Source organism: Tepidicella baoligensis (genome assembly GCF_013432195.1).
Taxonomy (GTDB): domain Bacteria; phylum Pseudomonadota; class Gammaproteobacteria; order Burkholderiales; family Burkholderiaceae_C; genus Tepidicella; species Tepidicella baoligensis.
In genome coordinates this window covers 571,575-587,029 of the sequence record NZ_JACCDB010000001.1, presented here as the reverse complement: position 1 = coordinate 587,029, position 15,455 = coordinate 571,575, and the positions used below count along the sequence as shown (strand labels likewise).

At 64.9% G+C, this 15,455-nt stretch carries 17 protein-coding genes; 14 read left to right on the top strand and 3 right to left on the bottom strand.

Annotated elements, in window-relative coordinates:
- The first annotated feature begins 69 nt into the window (after nt 1-69).
- Genes HZS63_RS02765 through HZS63_RS02745 form a run of 5 tightly spaced genes read left to right on the top strand, consistent with a single transcriptional unit; the run spans nt 70 to nt 6,283 of the window.
- On the top strand, nt 70-1,227 hold the full coding sequence (locus tag HZS63_RS02765; RefSeq protein WP_180682478.1) for an EscU/YscU/HrcU family type III secretion system export apparatus switch protein: 1,158 nt from the start codon (nt 70-72) through the stop codon (nt 1,225-1,227).
- 30 nt (nt 1,228-1,257) lie between these two features.
- Nucleotides 1,258-3,348, top strand: a complete 2,091-nt coding sequence (gene flhA / locus HZS63_RS02760) for a flagellar biosynthesis protein FlhA (protein WP_246316113.1) — start codon at nt 1,258-1,260, stop codon at nt 3,346-3,348.
- Nucleotides 3,345-4,865, top strand: a complete 1,521-nt coding sequence (flhF, locus tag HZS63_RS02755) for a flagellar biosynthesis GTPase FlhF (RefSeq protein WP_180682476.1) — start codon at nt 3,345-3,347, stop codon at nt 4,863-4,865. Before flhA ends, flhF begins: the two co-directional genes overlap by 4 nt.
- The gene (locus HZS63_RS02750) at nt 4,858-5,589 is read left to right on the top strand and encodes a hypothetical protein (RefSeq protein WP_180682475.1); all 732 of its coding nucleotides are present in this window, start codon (nt 4,858-4,860) and stop codon (nt 5,587-5,589) included. Before flhF ends, HZS63_RS02750 begins: the two co-directional genes overlap by 8 nt.
- On the top strand, nt 5,564-6,283 hold the full coding sequence (locus tag HZS63_RS02745) for an RNA polymerase sigma factor FliA (protein WP_180682474.1): 720 nt from the start codon (nt 5,564-5,566) through the stop codon (nt 6,281-6,283). The genes HZS63_RS02750 and HZS63_RS02745 overlap by 26 nt, the downstream gene beginning before the upstream one ends.
- 32 nt (nt 6,284-6,315) lie before the next feature.
- Here the strand turns inward: HZS63_RS02745 and HZS63_RS02740 are convergent, their stop codons facing one another.
- From HZS63_RS02740 to flgA, 3 genes are all read right to left on the bottom strand, one after another.
- On the bottom strand, nt 6,316-6,714 hold the full coding sequence (locus HZS63_RS02740; protein WP_180682473.1) for a hypothetical protein: 399 nt from the start codon (nt 6,712-6,714) through the stop codon (nt 6,316-6,318).
- Nucleotides 6,711-7,070, bottom strand: a complete 360-nt coding sequence (gene flgM / locus HZS63_RS02735; RefSeq protein ID WP_180682472.1) for a flagellar biosynthesis anti-sigma factor FlgM — start codon at nt 7,068-7,070, stop codon at nt 6,711-6,713. The genes HZS63_RS02740 and flgM overlap by 4 nt, the downstream gene beginning before the upstream one ends.
- 100 nt (nt 7,071-7,170) lie before the next feature.
- Nucleotides 7,171-7,959 (bottom strand): flagellar basal body P-ring formation chaperone FlgA, encoded by a 789-nt coding sequence (gene flgA / locus HZS63_RS02730; protein WP_180682471.1) that lies wholly within the window; start codon nt 7,957-7,959, stop codon nt 7,171-7,173.
- 167 nt (nt 7,960-8,126) lie between these two features.
- On the opposite strand from flgA, the gene flgB reads away from it, so the two are divergent.
- The 9 genes from flgB (at nt 8,127) to flgJ (ending at nt 15,443) form a co-directional block, all read left to right on the top strand.
- Nucleotides 8,127-8,555, top strand: coding sequence for a flagellar basal body rod protein FlgB (gene flgB / locus HZS63_RS02725; protein WP_180682470.1), 429 nt, complete (start codon nt 8,127-8,129; stop codon nt 8,553-8,555).
- A gap of 11 nt (nt 8,556-8,566) precedes the next feature.
- Nucleotides 8,567-8,974, top strand: coding sequence for a flagellar basal body rod protein FlgC (gene flgC / locus HZS63_RS02720; protein ID WP_180682469.1), 408 nt, complete (start codon nt 8,567-8,569; stop codon nt 8,972-8,974).
- Nucleotides 8,975-8,996: 22 nt separating this feature from the next.
- Nucleotides 8,997-9,653 (top strand): flagellar hook assembly protein FlgD, encoded by a 657-nt coding sequence (locus tag HZS63_RS02715; protein WP_246316085.1) that lies wholly within the window; start codon nt 8,997-8,999, stop codon nt 9,651-9,653.
- A 31-nt stretch (nt 9,654-9,684) separates the two neighbouring features.
- Nucleotides 9,685-11,031, top strand: coding sequence for a flagellar hook protein FlgE (gene flgE / locus HZS63_RS02710; protein WP_180682468.1), 1,347 nt, complete (start codon nt 9,685-9,687; stop codon nt 11,029-11,031).
- A 32-nt stretch (nt 11,032-11,063) separates the two neighbouring features.
- Complete coding sequence (locus HZS63_RS02705; RefSeq protein ID WP_180682467.1) at nt 11,064-11,807, top strand: flagellar basal body rod protein FlgF; 744 nt, start codon at nt 11,064-11,066, stop codon at nt 11,805-11,807.
- Between the two features lie 27 nt (nt 11,808-11,834).
- A complete protein-coding gene (gene flgG / locus HZS63_RS02700; protein WP_180682466.1) occupies nt 11,835-12,617 on the top strand; it encodes a flagellar basal-body rod protein FlgG in 783 nt (260 codons plus the stop codon).
- 31 nt (nt 12,618-12,648) lie between these two features.
- Nucleotides 12,649-13,344 carry a flagellar basal body L-ring protein FlgH gene (locus HZS63_RS02695; RefSeq protein WP_180682465.1) on the top strand — a complete coding sequence of 232 codons (696 nt, stop codon included), beginning with the start codon at nt 12,649-12,651 and terminating at the stop codon, nt 13,342-13,344.
- Nucleotides 13,345-13,408: 64 nt separating this feature from the next.
- Nucleotides 13,409-14,551, top strand: coding sequence for a flagellar basal body P-ring protein FlgI (locus tag HZS63_RS02690; protein WP_180682464.1), 1,143 nt, complete (start codon nt 13,409-13,411; stop codon nt 14,549-14,551).
- 1 nt (nt 14,552) lies between these two features.
- A complete protein-coding gene (flgJ, locus tag HZS63_RS02685) occupies nt 14,553-15,443 on the top strand; it encodes a flagellar assembly peptidoglycan hydrolase FlgJ (protein ID WP_180682463.1) in 891 nt (296 codons plus the stop codon).
- The last annotated feature ends 12 nt before the right edge of the window (nt 15,444-15,455 follow it).

The window sequence follows — 15,455 nt, the reverse complement described above, 5'->3', positions numbered from 1 at the left end:
CGGGCTTTATCGGGCTTTAGAAAAGCGGTCGGCGCCAGACAATGCGGTCAACGATTCGTTTGACCGCCCATGGAATCTTCCACCCAAGAAAAGAATCTGCCGGCCTCCCCCAGGCGGCTGCAAAAAGCCCGGCAAGACGGGCAGGTGCCCCGTGCCAAGGATCTGTCGAATCTGGCTGTGCTCGGGGGAGGCATGGTGGTGCTGTTGGCCTTGCTGCCCTGGGGCTACGAGCGCTTGCGCCAGGCCATGCGGCTGAGCTTTTCTTTTGATCAGGACAGCATTCGCCATCCCGAAGTGATCCTGCAGCAGCTCTCGCTGGCGCTGGGTGAGGCCCTGATGTTCTTTCTCCCGCTGGGTGTGACGGTCGCGCTCGTCGTGGCGTTGTCGCAGATTGCAGTGGGTTCGTTTGCGTGGAGCGCCAAACCACTGGTGCCAGAACTGTCCAAGATTGGGTTGATCAGCGGGTTCAAGCGCTTGTTTTCGCGCCAGCAGTTCTTCGAGGTGCTCAAGCTGCTGGGCATCACCGTGTTGCTCGCCATCGTGGCATCGGTGTTCGTGAGCACGCACCTGGTCGAATTCGGCACCCTGCTGCTGCGGCCCCTGGAAAGCTCGTTGAGCCAGCTCGGGCGCTGGTTCATGGTGGGGGTGGGTGGGCTGTTGGCCGTGGTGCTGCTGGTCGCGCTCATCGACGTGCCCTTGCAGCAGTACCTGCACCGGCACCGCTTGAAGATGTCGCTCAAGGAGGTCAAGGACGAGCACAAGGAAACCGAGGGCAATCCCCAGCTCAAGGGCAAGCTGCGTCAGCGCCAGCGCGAGATCGCCCAGGGCAACAGCGTCACGCGCGTGCCCGCCGCCGATCTGGTGGTGATGAACCCGACCCACTACGCCGTGGCATTGAAGTATGACGAAAAGACCATGGCCGCACCGCATGTGATTGCCAAGGGTGCGGACCTGATCGCGCTGCGCATCCGAGACGTGGCCCAAGAGCACCAGGTGCCGGTGTTGCAGTCGCCGATGCTGGCGCGGGCGCTCTATGCCCACACCGAGATCGATCAGCAGGTGCCGGCCGCTCTCTTCACCGCCGTGGCCCAGGTGCTGGCCTATGTGTATCGCCTGCGGGCGGCGCTGCGCGGTGAGGGCCCGATGCCGGGTGAGCCACCGCAGCCGGAGGTGCCTGCCGAACTCGATCCGCATCGGGGTCGTGCTCCCCATCCATCGAACGCCTAACCGTCTCCAACACCGACCATGAACGAGTTCATGCAAACCGCCCAGCAGTGGCTGGGCAATCGCCGGGGTCAGGGGCCGGCTTTGGCCGCTCCGATTCTGGTGATGCTGGTGCTCTCGATGCTGGTGCTGCCGCTGCCGCCGTGGCTGCTCGACACCTTTTTCACGCTCAACATCGCGTTGGCGTTGACGGTAATGATGGTGGCGGCCTATATGAAGCGGGCGCTGGACTTTGCCGCTTTCCCGACCGTGCTGCTGCTGACCACCTTGTTGCGCTTGTCGCTCAACGTGGCCTCCACCCGCGTGGTGCTGATGGAGGGGCATGCCGGCCCGGGTGCCGCCGGCGCGGTGATCGAGGCGTTCGGCACCTTTCTGGTGGGGGGCAATTTCGCCGTCGGTGTGATCGTGTTCCTGATCCTGGTGGTGATCAACTTCATCGTGATCACCAAAGGGGCCGAGCGTATCGCCGAAGTGGGCGCTCGCTTCACGCTGGACGCCATGCCGGGTAAGCAAATGGCGATCGACGCCGACCTCAACGCCGGCATCATCGACGACAAAGAGGCCAAGCGCCGCCGAGCCGAGGTGGCCGAAGAGGCCGACTTCTTCGGCAACATGGACGGCGCATCGAAATTCGTGCGCGGCGACGCCATCGCGGGCATCCTCATTCTGTTGATCAACATCATCGGCGGCTTCGCCATCGGCATGCTGCAGCATGGGCTCAGCGCAGGGCAGGCGGCCGACAGCTACATCACCCTGGCCGTGGGCGACGCATTGGTGGCCCAGGTGCCGGGCCTGCTGATTTCGGTGGCGGCCGCCATGGTGGTGTCGCGCGTGGGCAAGGAAGAGGAGCTGGGCGACCAGATCGTGACCCAGATGTTCGACTCGCCCAAGGTGCTGGGCGTGACGGCTTCGGTGCTGTTTCTGCTGGGTGTGGTGCCCGGGATGCCGCATGTGGTGTTTCTCACCTTCGCGGTGCTGATCGGGTCGGTCGCTTTCTGGATTTGGCGCAGCCAGCAACAGACTTCGGCGGCGGATGCCCAGGCGCAGCAGGCCGCGGCCGCAGCGGCCCAGCCCTCGTCCGATACCGAGGCCACATGGGACGACTTGCAGCCGGTGGACCTGCTGGGCCTGGAGCTGGGCTACCGCCTGATCCCGATGGTGGACAAGAACCGTCAAGGCGATTTGCTGACCCGCATCAAGGGGGTGCGCAAGAAGTTCGCGCAGGAGGTGGGCTTTCTGCCGCCGGCCGTGCATGTGCGCGACAACCTGGAACTGCGTCCCAGCGCCTACCGGATCACCTTGCGTGGCGTGGTGGTGGGCGAGGGCGAGGTGTTTCCCGGGCAGTTCCTGGCCATCAATCCGGGCCACATCAAGACGCCGCTCATCGGCACTGCCACCACCGATCCGGCCTTTGGGCTGCCCGCGCACTGGATCGACGAGCGGCAAAAGGAAAACGCGCAAATGGCCGGCTACACCGTGGTTGATTCGGAGACCGTGCTGGCCACGCATTTGTCACACTTGATGCAAGTCCATGCCGCCAAGCTGCTGAGCCGCACCGAGGTCCAGGAACTGGTGGCGCACGTGGCCAAGCTGGCCCCGAAACTCATCGAAGAAGTGGTCCCTGCAATGGTGTCGATCGGCGTGTTCCAGAAAGTCCTCCAGCTGTTGCTGGAAGAGTCGGTGAACATCCGCGACATCCGCACCATCATCGAGGCGCTGGCCGAGCACGCCGGCCAGACGCAAGACCCGGCAGAACTGGCGCGCCGGGTGCGCCAGGCGTTGGCGCCGGCCATCGTGCAGCAGATTTATGGGCCGGTCAACGAGCTGGAGGTCATTGCCATCGAGCCTGGCTTGGAACGCCTGCTCACGCAGGCCCTGAGCGGTCAGGGCATGGCGGCGCTGGACCCCGGCGTGGCCGACATGCTGACCCAGTCCGCCGCCAAGGTGGCCAATGCTCAGGAAGAAAAGGGCGTGCCTGCCTGCCTGCTCGTGCCCGATGCCATCCGTTCCGCCATGGCGCGTCTGTTGCGCCGGGCTGCTCCGCGCCTGCAGGTGCTGGCGCACAGCGAAATCCCTGATACCCACCTCATCCGAATCGGCCCGATTCTTGGAGAAGCCGCATGAACGCCCAACGTTTTATCGCCCCCAACTCGCGTGAAGCCCTGGCCCAGGCCAAGGCCGCCTTTGGCGACAGCGCGGTGATCCTGTCCAGCCGCTCGACCGAACAGGGCTTCGAGGTGGTGGCCACGGCCGAGGAGCATCTGGCGCAGCTGGCCACTCAGGTGGCGAATCCGGGCTCGTCCACTGCCCCGCGCGGCCGCATGACGCTGGAGCAGCGTGCCGCGCGGCAGTTGCCCCGGCTGTCGCCCAAGTCCAGCGTCGCGCAGGACACCGAGATGTTGGCCATGAGCACCCTGTCGTTCCAGGATTACGTGCGCGAGCGCATGCTGCGTAAGCGCCGTGAGGCCTTGCAAGGAGAGGGCGACGCGGGCAAGGCCCGAGGTACCGATCGCGCAGAGATGGCGCCCCCGCCCGCCCGGCATGGAGGGGCTGTGGCGCAGGACGGCGACATGGTGCTGCCCTTCGCGCGTGGCCAGCAGGAAGCGCGAGGCAGCGCCGCAGCCAAGACCCGCTCCCCGGCAGGCGCAGTGCCTGCCGATGTGCCATCCAAGACCGCCGCGCCAGCGCCGGTCGGAGCGCGCCTGGCCGAACAGATCGATAGCCTTAAGGCTCTGATGGAAGAGCGCTTCACCACGTTGGCGTGGATGGGGCAGGCCAAACAGAGTCCCATCCAGTCCACCTTGCTGCTCAAGCTCGTTCGTTCAGGCTATTCGCCCACCGTGGCCCGTGCCGTGATGGAGCGCCTGCCCGAACGTTACGGCGCGGCCGAAGCGTTCCGCTGGACGCAGGAGGTGTTGGCGCGCAACCTGCGCACCAGCCGCGATGCCGGGCAGTTGTGCGACGAAGGTGGCGTGTTCGCCCTCGTCGGCTCCACCGGGGTTGGAAAAACCACCACCGCCGCCAAGCTGGCGGCCCAGTGTGTGCAAGCGTATGGCGCCAACAGCATCGGCCTCATCACGCTCGACACCTATCGCGTCGCCGGCTACGAGCAGTTGCGCGCCTACGGGCGCATGCTGGGCGTGGTGGCGCACTTGGCCCATGACCGTGCGGCCTTGCAAGACCTGCTGGAGTTGCTGGCCAACAAGCGCATGGTCATCATCGACACCGCGGGGCTGGGCCAGAAGGATCCGCGCATCCAGGAAATGATGGAGTTGCTGGCCGCGCCCAGCATCAAAAAACTGCTGGTGCTCAATGCGGGCGCCCATGGCGACACCCTGGACGACGTGGTGCAGGCCTACCAAGGCACCCCGCTGCACGGCGTGGTGTTGACCAAAATCGACGAGGCGGCCAAGCTCGGCCCGGCGGTGGACACGCTGATTCGCCATCAGCTGGTGTTGCGCGGGCTCAGCACCGGCCAGCGGGTTCCGGAAGATTGGAAGCGCCCCGATGCGTTGGCGCTGGTGCGCCTGTCGATGGCCTCGGGTGGGAAGTCGGCCTACGATCCCCAGTCTTCCGAGCTGCCGTTGTTCTTTACCGACACGGCCCGTGGCCGCGTCGAACTGGATGGACGCCATGCTTGAGAAGCGCAGCGATCAGGCCTCGGGGCTGTCGGCGCTCAAGCTGTTGCCGCCGACACGGGTATTGCCGGTGGTGCAGACCACCACCGATGGCTGGTGCTCGCTGGAGCTGCTGTGGCGGCTGGAGCGCGCCTTGCAGGGCATGGGGCAGCCGGTGGCGATCGTCGAGGGCCTGAAAGGCTTGTCGGCGGACGATGCCTGGCTCGGGCATGGCCGCTTGCTGCAGCTCTGGCTGGCCGGGACTCCCCCGGGTTCGGTGGTGCTGCTGCATGCCCCCCTGGAAGCGCTGGCCGTTTTGCTCGCCGACAGCACGGCCCGGCCGCTGATCGCTCTGTCCGACGCGCCCCCCGCCTTGGTGCAGGCCTACAACGCCGTCAAGGTTTTGTGGCAAGCCGCTGCTCTGCGGCCGGTTGTGCTGGCCTTGCGGGGCACCGAAACGGCCGAGCTGGCCGACCCTGCGCACGCCACGGCCGAGGCGCTTGCCAAGGCGTGTGAGCGCCACCTGGGCTGGGTTCCCGTGGTGTGGCCGCTGGGGTATGATTCCCCGGTGAGCGGGGCTCAGATGGACGCCAACGAATCCTGTGTGCTCAAGGTGCTGGACACGGCACTGGTGCTGGAAGATCCCGAGAACCGATCCCATGATGACGACCCCTCCGAGCGTTGCCCGCCCCTCGCAGCCGATCAGATCATCGGAGTTTCAGATGTACACCGCCAAAGGCACGCTTGACCGGGATGCGCAGCTACGCAAATACAGTCCTCTGGTCCACCGCCTGGCCCACCACCTGATTGCCAAACTGCCTGCCAGTGTGGAGGTGGATGACCTGATTCAGGTCGGCATGATCGGATTGACCGAGGCTCTGGCCCGCTTCGAGCCTTCCCAAGGCGTGCAGTTTGAAACCTTTGCCAGCCAACGCATCCGTGGGGCCATGCTGGACGAACTGCGCGACGGGGACTGGATGTCGCGCGGGTCACGCAAGTTGCAAAAGGACATCGAGCTGGCGGTGCAGAGGCTGGAGCAGCGCCTGCAGCGCTCGCCCAAGGAGTCCGAGATCGCCCAGGAACTGGGCATGTCGCTGGCCGATTACCAGGAGTCTCTGGCCCGGGTGCGTGGTACCCAGCTCGTGTATTTGGAAGACCTGTCTGCCCGTGGCGATGACGAGGACCATTTCCTCGACCGTTTCCTGCCCATCGATGCCCAGTCCGACCCCGAGTCCCTGCTCAGTGACCAGCGCATGCGTGAAGCCCTGGTCGAGGCCATCAAGAAGCTGCCTGAACGCGAGCAGTACGTCATGAGCATGTATTACGAGCACGACATGAATCTCAAGGAGATCGCTGCCGTGCTGGGCGTGACCGAGTCGCGCGTGAGCCAGTTGCACAGCCAATCCATTGCGCGGCTGCGTGCGCGGCTGCGCGAGCATTGAATCCACCCGCGGGGCCGAAGGCGGTTCGGGCCTCAGGCCTTCAAGTAGCCGCTGCCGGCTCCGCCCCATCCTGGGCTGCGGGCGCCAAGCCGCCTGTAGGCCTTGACCTGGTCGGGGGGAAACAGCACATCGAGCGCCCGTTGCGCCTGCGCCGACAGCCGGGTGTGGAGTGCAAACAGGTTGTCGATGCCGGTGCCGACCTGTTGCGCCAGCAGGGCCACTTCAGCCGGAGGGGTTTGGGATGCGAAAGCGCTTGCGAGCGCAGGCTGAACCTGGGTCAGCGTTTCGGCCAGTTGGGAAAGGCTGGAAACGACGGCATCGGCTTCGTGGCGCCCGATGCTGTCGAGTGCCGCTTGGTGCGCGGCGGCCACCGATGCCTGCAGCGCCGTCAACTGGGCATGAACGTCTGACCAGTTGACCGGCTGGCTCATTTGAGCGGATTGTCGTTGCCGGTGGATGGGCCGGCGCTGGCCACGCTCAACATCTCGCGGGCGTTGGCCAACAGCTTGTCGGCAATGACTTCGGCGTTGACTGAGAACGAGCCGTTCTGGATCGCCATGCGCATGGCTTCGACCTTTTCGGCGTTGAAGACGTCGGTGCCGGAGCGTGCGACGTTGTTGGTCATGGTCTGGGTGACCGGTGACAGCTTGACTTCCACACCGCGGTTGCCGGATTCCGGAGGGGTCATCGCTGCGGGCTGGGCAGGCACGGCGGCGCGATCCACGGGTTTGTTGGCACCGGTGGATGCAGCTGTGACGGACTTGTCTGGCAGGCTGTTGACGTTCATGACACTCTCCAAGCCCCGGCCAAGGGGGCGCTTGAGAGCCTTATCGACCGAACATGAGCGGACTTTAACCTTTTTTGGACATTTCAGTGTCTGTTTTGCGTCACAGCGCGATTTCGACCGTTTCGGCATCCCGCACCGTGCCTGTGAGCACCTTGCGGTTGGGCATCCGTACCCGGGCGGTTTGCCCCAGGTGGCCATGGGTCAGGGCGGCGCCCGAGGCGGTGAGGGTGAAGCCCTGCCCGCGGACCAGTACCCGTACCTGGGTGCCGGCGGTGAACACCTGCGGGGCCCGGACCATGCCTTGGCGCAGCACCTGTCCGGGCAGGAGGTTGCGGGCGGCTTCGTTGCCCAGCCAGTCCTCGGGGCGAGCGAGTACAGGGGAGATGCCTTCGGTCCAGTCCACTTCCACGGGTTCCACGTCGGCCTCGGTCAGGGCGGTGCCAGCCAGCACCGGCTGGCGTACGGCCCATGCCGGCCCCCAGACGCGCACCTGAATGGGCAGGAACACATTCCAGGCGGTGGGCCCCTCGTTGCAGCGCAGGCCGATGCGCGTGCGCCCCCACAGGCGCGTGCCGGCCGGCAGGTAGGGCTCGATCCGGGCACAGGGTGCCAGACGCAGGCGACTGTCCAGCGCGCCCACCTCGATCTCGGGGCGCAGGGGCAGGGCGCCCGGCTCGGTGGATTGGAGTTGCTGGTGGATCCAGTCCTGGGCTTGGCGGGTCCAGGCCGCCGCCATGGCGGGCGTGGTCTGGGCATGGACAGAAAGCGCCGCCGTTGCGCTCATCAAGCCCATGGCGCTGATCAAGGCGAGCCGGCGCAGCCCGCGCCAGCCACGCCCCGATACGCCGGCCGGGCGACGGGGCGGTGAAAGGCGGGAGGCTGGGTTCATGGCTGTCGTCATCCTTGGACTGAACTTTAGGCCCGATGCGGACGGGTGAAGCGGGGAAATGCAGGGGTGATGGCGGGCTTTTCGGGGCATGGGGTGCCCTCAAGTTTTTGACAATCTGGGCATCGGGGTATGTGGCCCCAGGTGTCCAGACCCTCCAGGAGGTGCCCATGATCGAACGACTGACCCAGCGCATGGAGTTTTTCTCCGACGTGCTGCAGTTGCGTGCGCATCGCCAGCAGGTGATCGCCAGCAACATCGCCAACGCCGACACGCCTGGCTATGCGGCCCGGGATTTCGACTTCAAGGCCGCCATCCGGGATGCCGCGCGCAACCCTTCGGAATTGCGCGCCGGCGCGGTGCCGTTGCTGGCAGGCAGCGACGCCCGCCACCTGCGCACCGTCAGCAGCGCGGGCGGGGTGGCCGAACGGACTCGGGTGGCCTATACCGTACAGACCCAGCCCAGCCTGGACGGCAACAGCGTGGACATGGACCAGCAGCGTGCCAACTTCATGGACAACGCCATCCAGTACGAATCCACGCTGCGCTTCATCAACGGGCATGTCCGGACCATGCTCAGCGCCATCCAGGGTCAGTGAGGAGCACGTTCATGTCCATGTTCACGATTTTCGGGGTTTCGGGCAGCGCCATCAGCGCCCAGGCCCAGCGGCTGAACACCGTGGCCAGCAACCTTGCCAATGCCGATGCCGTCGCCGGACCCGACGGGCAGGCCTACAAAGCACGACAAGTCCTGTTCCAGACCGTCCCCATGGGCAACAACCCCGCTTCGGCCGGTGTGAAGGTCCAGAACGTCATCGAGAGCGATGCGCCCAACCGCCGTGTGTTCAACCCCCAGCACCCCAGCGCCGATGCCGAAGGCTATGTGACCCATTCCAACGTGAACCCGGTGGAGGAGATGGTCAACATGATCTCGGCCTCCCGTTCGTATCAGAACAACGTGGAGGTGATGAACACCGCCAAGTCGTTGCTGCTCAAGACCTTGCAAATGGGGCAGTGAGCTGCCCAGACAGGAGCCCGCCATGTTCATGACCCCCCTCAGCAACAGCGAGATCGATGCCTACAACGCCCGCGGCGGTGCGCAGGCCGATGCCGCCGATCCCCAGGCCGCGCAGGACCGGTTTCTCAAGCTGTTCATCGCGCAATTGAGCAACCAGGACCCGCTCAACCCGCTGGACAACGCGCAATTGACCTCCCAGATGGCCCAGATCAACACGGTCACGGGCATCCAGCAGGTCAACCAGACGCTCATGAGTCTGGCGTATCAATTCAATCTGGCCCAAGGGGTGCAAGGAACCGCTCTGGTGGGGCGTCAGGTGGTTGCCCAGGGCAACGCACTCGCTGTGGAGTCCGGCACGGCGCAGGGCAGCTTCAGCCTGAGCCAGCCAGCCGACAGCGTGCGTGTGGACATCATGTCCACCACGGGCGAGGTGCTGGATACGGTCGATCTGGGGCCGCGCAGCGCTGGCATGCACAACTTTGAATGGGCCATTGGTGAGATCGATCCCGCGCGCATCGGTGGCATGCAGATCAACGCCACGTCCGCTGGGCAGTCCGTCCCGGCCGTGCCGCTGTCTCGTCAGCGTGTCGAATCCGTTGCCATGGTGGACGGCATTTTGCGCATGCGCACCAGCGGCGGCATGACCCTCTCGTACCCACAGATTCTGGCTTTTCTCTGAGCTCAGACCCCTTTTCACACAGGAGCACAACATGAGTTTCCAAACCGGCCTCTCGGGTCTCAACGCTTCAGCCCGCAACCTCGATGTGATTGGGCACAACATTGCGAATGCCAACACCACGGGCATGAAGGTCTCCCGTGCGGAGTTTTCTGAAGTCTATGCCTCATCCTTGGGTGCCACCGGCGGTGCGTCCGCAGGGATCGGGGTGCAGGTGGCCACGGTGGCGCAGTTGTTCACCCAGGGCAACTTGAAAATCACGGGCAACCAACTCGATTTGGCCATCAATGGAGCGGGTTTTTTCCAGGTTCGGGCAACCGACGGTTCAACACTCTACACCCGCAATGGCGAGTTCAAGCTCGATCGCGATGGCTACATCATCACCAACAACGGTGCTCGCTTGCAGGGTTTTCCCACCAACGAGTCCGGCGTTCGCACCAGTGTGGTGCCTGGCGACATCCAGTTGCCCACGGCCTCAGCCATCGCGCCCCGGCGCACCGGGGCCAACCCCGACCCTGCATTGCAGGGACTTTTTCTCAATGCCAACCTCGATGGCCGCACCGAACCGCAAGTGCCTGATGTGCCGCCGGATGCGCGTGCCACTTTCCCGCTCAGCGAAAACCAGAAAACTTACGGTACAGCCACCAATGTGTACGACTCACAAGGGGTGGCGCTGCCGGTGCAGCTCTATTTCGTCAAGCTGCAGAATGCCAACGAATGGCAGATCATCGCCAGCGCTGACAATGGGGTGAGCGGCCAAGATTTGGGAACCGTGACCTTCGATGCGTCGGGCCGCGTGGCGTCGCTGGTCAACCCCGATGGAGATCCGGGTCTCGACGACATCACCATCCGTTCCGGTCCTATCGACCCGCTGGTGCCCGGCGTCTATACCGGGGTTGTCCAGACCCCCAGCGATGGCACGCTGGCCTTTCCTCTGCGCCTGGGTGATCCTCAAGCCGGCTTCACGATTACCCAGTTCGGCAGCAAGTTTGGGGTGTTCGATATCAGGCAGGACGGTTATGCCTCTGGGGAACTGACGTCCATCGACATTGCGGAAAACGGTGTCATTCTGGCGCGCTACTCGAACGGCGTCTCGCTCGCGGCAGGCCAAGTGGCGTTGGGCAACTTCCGCAACCTGCAAGGCTTGCAGCCGGTCAATGGCGGCTACTGGTCTGAAACCATCACCTCGGGGCAGGTGGTGCTGGGAGGGCCATTGGAAGGCCAGCTCGGCCTGCTTCGCCAGAGCTCGCTGGAAGAGTCCAACGTGGACCTGACCCAGGAACTGGTCAACATGATCGTGGCGCAACGGGCCTACCAGGCCAACGCCCAGACGATCAAGACGCAGGACCAGATCCAGCAGACCTTGGTCAATTTGCGCTGATGCACGGCTGAAGCCACAGGAAGGGCCGACTCATGGACCGCGTCATCTACACCGCTTTGTCCGGGGCCAATGCGGCCATGCACCGCCAGCAGGTGCTGGCGAACAATCTGGCCAATGTCAGCACCAACGGCTTTCGGGCCGAGTTGGCCACTTTCCGCTCGGTGCCGTTGCGCGGCGAGGGGGCGACGACCCGTGCCTTCGCGCTGGAGGCCACTGCCGGGCATCTGGACACACCCGGCACCATGAACAGCACGGGGCGCAACCTCGACGTCGCCGCCGTGGGGCAGGCCTACTTCGCCATCCAGGCACTCGACGGCACCGAAGCCTACACCCGGGCCGGTGCCCTGCAGGTGTCGGCGCAGGGGCTGTTGGTCGGACACGCCGGCCTGCCCATGCTGGATGACGCCGGCGCTCCGATCAACATTCCCGACAATGCCCGGGTGACCATTGGGCGCGATGGCACGGTGTCGGCGCGGGTCGGAGATGAGGAGCCGCAGGTGCTCGGCCGCCTCAAGCTCGTCACGCCCGACGCCGAGTTCCAGCGACTGGTGCGCGGCAACGACGGCCTGTTTCGCAGCGCCGACGGCGCCCCGCTGCCCACCGACCCGACCGCCGCGTTGGTGGACGGCATGCTGGAGGGTTCGAACGTCAATCCGATCGAGGCCATGGTCGGCATGATCGGTGTGGCGCGGCAGTACGAGCTGCAAATGCGCATGCTGCAAAACGCCGAAAAGAACGACCAAAGCGCCAGCCAGTTGCTGGGGCTTGGCGGTTGAGCCGCCATACGCTGAAGGAGCGAAAACATGATCAATTCCTTGCAGATCGCCAAAACCGGCATGCAGGCCCAGCAGACCCAGCTGGACGTCATTTCCCACAACCTGGCCAATGTATCCACGGCAGGCTTCAAGCGTGGTACGGCCATTTTCGAAGACCTGATCTACCAGAACCTGCGCCAAGTCGGGGCAGAAACGGCCGAACAGACAGAGCTGCCCACGGGCCTGCAGATCGGCCTGGGGGTGCGCACGGTCGCCACCGCACGCACCTACACCCAGGGCAGCCTGCAGCAAACCGGTAACACGCTGGACGTGGCGATCAACGGCGACGGCTTTTTCCAGATCGAGATGCCGGACGGCACCACCGCCTACACCCGTGACGGCACCTTCAAGCTCAACTCGCAGGGCCAACTGGTGACCACGAGCGGATATCTGGTGTTGGGCGGCGTGACCATTCCAGCGGAGGCGCGCAGCATCACCATCGGGACCGATGGCGTCGTGTCGGTGATTGCGGGCAACAACCCGCAGCCGCAGCAGGCCGGGGTGATCGAACTGGCCTCATTCATCAACCCGGCAGGGTTGGAGCCGCGAGGGCAGAACCTGTTCACCGAAACCCCCGCATCCGGAGACCCCATCGTCGGCCAGCCGGGAACCGAGGGGCTGGGTCCGGTGTTGCAGGGCTACCTGGAGAGCTCCAACGTGAACGTGGTGCAGGAATTGGTGGCCATGATCCAGACCCAGCGTGCCTACGAACTCAACTCCAAGGCCATCCAGACGTCGGATCAGATGTTGCAGCGCCTGGCGCAGCTCTGAACGGTCTGATTGAACTCGAGGACTTCTTCCCATGAAGCGCTACAAAAAAATCGGCTCGGCTGCTGGCCTGATGATGGCCCTTGGGCTCGCAGGTTGCTCCAACCTCTCGCAAGTGCCGGACGTGGACCTGGCCAAAGCCCCCGAGGTGCTGGCCTATCCCCAGACGCAAAACCCGGTGCCCGCATCGGTCACGGGCAGCCTGTTCACCCCGGTGAGCTACCGTCCCGCCTTCGAGGACCATCGCGCCCGCATGGTGGGCGACACCCTGACGGTGCAGATCACCGAAAGGCTCACGGCCTCACAGCAAAGCTCGACCGATGTCAACCGTGAGTCCGAACTCAGCGCAGGGGTGTCGGCACTGCCCCTGTTCAATGACAACTCCTTTGCCCGAGCACGGGCCAGCGCACAGTCGTCCAACACCTTCAGTGGAGACGGCTCCACGCGGGCCACCAACACCTTTTCCGGCAACATCACCGCCGTCGTCACCGAGGTACTGCCCAACGGGCATCTGGTGGTGATCGGCGAGAAGCAGATCGGTGTGAACCAGAATGTGGACGTGCTGCAGTTTTCAGGCACGGTGGACCCACGCACCATCCGGCCGGGCAACACGGTGCAGTCCACCCAGATCGCCAACGTGCGCGTGCTCTCACGCGGACGCGGTGCCCAAAACGATGCGCAGACATTTGGCTGGCTTTCCCGCTTCTTTTTAACGCTTCTGCCGTTCTAAAGTTTTCTGACAATCGGTTCATGCGCTCGTCGTGGCTCCTGGTGGAGCCGCGGGAAAGGCTCCCATGAACCGATTTTTCTTTGCCCCTTCCCTTTGTGTTCGCCGTGCCCTTGCCGTGCTCGGGCTGGCCGCCCTGGTGGTCTGGTCCCTGCCGGCCCAGGCCAGCCGCATCAAGGACGTGGCCTCCGTGCAGGGTGTGCGCACCAACCAGCTCACCGGCTATGGTCTGGTGGTGGGCCTCGACGGCACGGGAGACCAGACCAACCAAATGCCCTACGTTGGGCAGACGCTGAACAACTACTTGCAGCAGCTCGGCATCACCTTGCCGCCGGGGGCCAATTTCCAGCCCAAGAACGTGGCGGCCGTGCTGGTGACGGCCCAGTTGCCGGCTTTCGCCCGTCCAGGGCAGGCCATCGACGTGACGGTCTCGTCCATCGGCAACGCCAAGTCTCTGCGTGGCGGCACGCTCATCTCCACGCCGCTGCGCGGGGTGGACGGCGAAATCTACGCCCTGGCACAGGGCAATTTGCTGGTAGGAGGAGCAGGCGCCTCGGCCGGGGGCAGCAGCGTCACTGTCAACCATTTGGGTGTCGGACGCATTCCCGGCGGAGGCCAAGTGGAGCGTACCGTGCCCACGCCCCTGTTGCTCGGCGAGACGGTGGACCTCAACCTCAACGCCTCCGATTTTCAGACCGCCCGCCGGGTGGCTGAGTCCATCAACAGCGCCATGGGCGAGGGCACGGCCCAGGCGCTGGATGGCCGGCTGGTGCGGGTGCGCGCCCCCATCGACCCGAACAGCCGGATCGCCTTTCTTGCCGACATCGAGGAGTTGCCGCTGGAGTTGCCGCGCCCTGTGGCGCGTGTGATCGTCAACTCCCGTACCGGCTCGGTGGTGATGAATCAGGCCGTTACCTTGGGGGCAGCGGCGGTGGCACACGGCAACCTGTCGGTCAGCATCAGTTCCACGCCGCTGGTCAGCCAACCCGAACCGTTTGCGCCTCCGGGTGCGCAGACCGTGGTCACCGAGCGGGCCGACATCCAGATCAGCCAGGAAGGGGGGGCGCTCATCAAGCTGGAAGCATCGGCCCAACTGAGCGAAGTGGTCAAGGCCCTCAATGCCCTGGGGGCGACCCCACAGGACCTGGTGGCCATCCTCCAGGCCATGCGGGCTGCCGGTGCGCTCAAGGCGGAGCTGGAGGTGATTTGACATGAGCCTCGACCCCATGTCCACCCTGTCGCTGGCGGGGCAACGCGGCCTGGCGATCGACTCCAAGTCGCTGGATCAGCTTCATGGGTTGGCCGGCCGGGACGGCCAGGCCGCGCTGAAAGAGACCGCTCGTCAGTTCGAGGCCTTGTTCATGCGCGAACTGCTCAAGAGCATGCGCGAGGCGACGATGAAAAGCGGCTTGATGGACAACGAGGCCACCGATCTGGGCACCCAGTTGCTGGACGAGCAGTGGGCTCTGAAGATGACCGGCCTGCCCGGTGGCCTGAGCGAAATGATCGAGCGCCAGTTGATGCAGCAGATCCAGCCGTCGCCCGGCAGTGGCGGGGCTGCGCCCACCGCATCCGCGCCGCCTGCCTCGGCTGACCGTTCGAGCAGTGCCCGGGTGCCACGGCCCACGCCCACGCAGGCCGCTTTCGTGGCCCAGCATCGCCAGGCGGCGTTGCAGGTGCAGCAGGAATCGGGTATTCCTGCCAGCTTCATGATCGGCCAGGCCGCCCACGAAACCGGCTGGGGCCGCAGCGAAATCCGTCGTGCCGATGGCTCCAACAGTTTCAACCTCTTCGGCATCAAGGCCGGGCCGTCTTGGACAGGCAAGGTGGCAGAGATCACCACCACCGAATACGTCGATGGCGAGCCGCGCAAGGTGACGGCCCGATTTCGTGCCTACGACTCTTATGCCGACGCGTTTCGCGATTACGCCCGGCTGATCAGCCAGAGCCCGCGCTACAGCCGGGTCATGGAGAACCTGCATTCGGCCCGCTCGTTTGCCGAGCATCTGCAAAGCGCCGGCTACGCCACCGATCCGCGCTACGCCGAAAAACTCAGCCGGGTCATCAACACCACGCTGAACGTCAAACGGGCGCTGGGATAAAGGAAGGAGTCA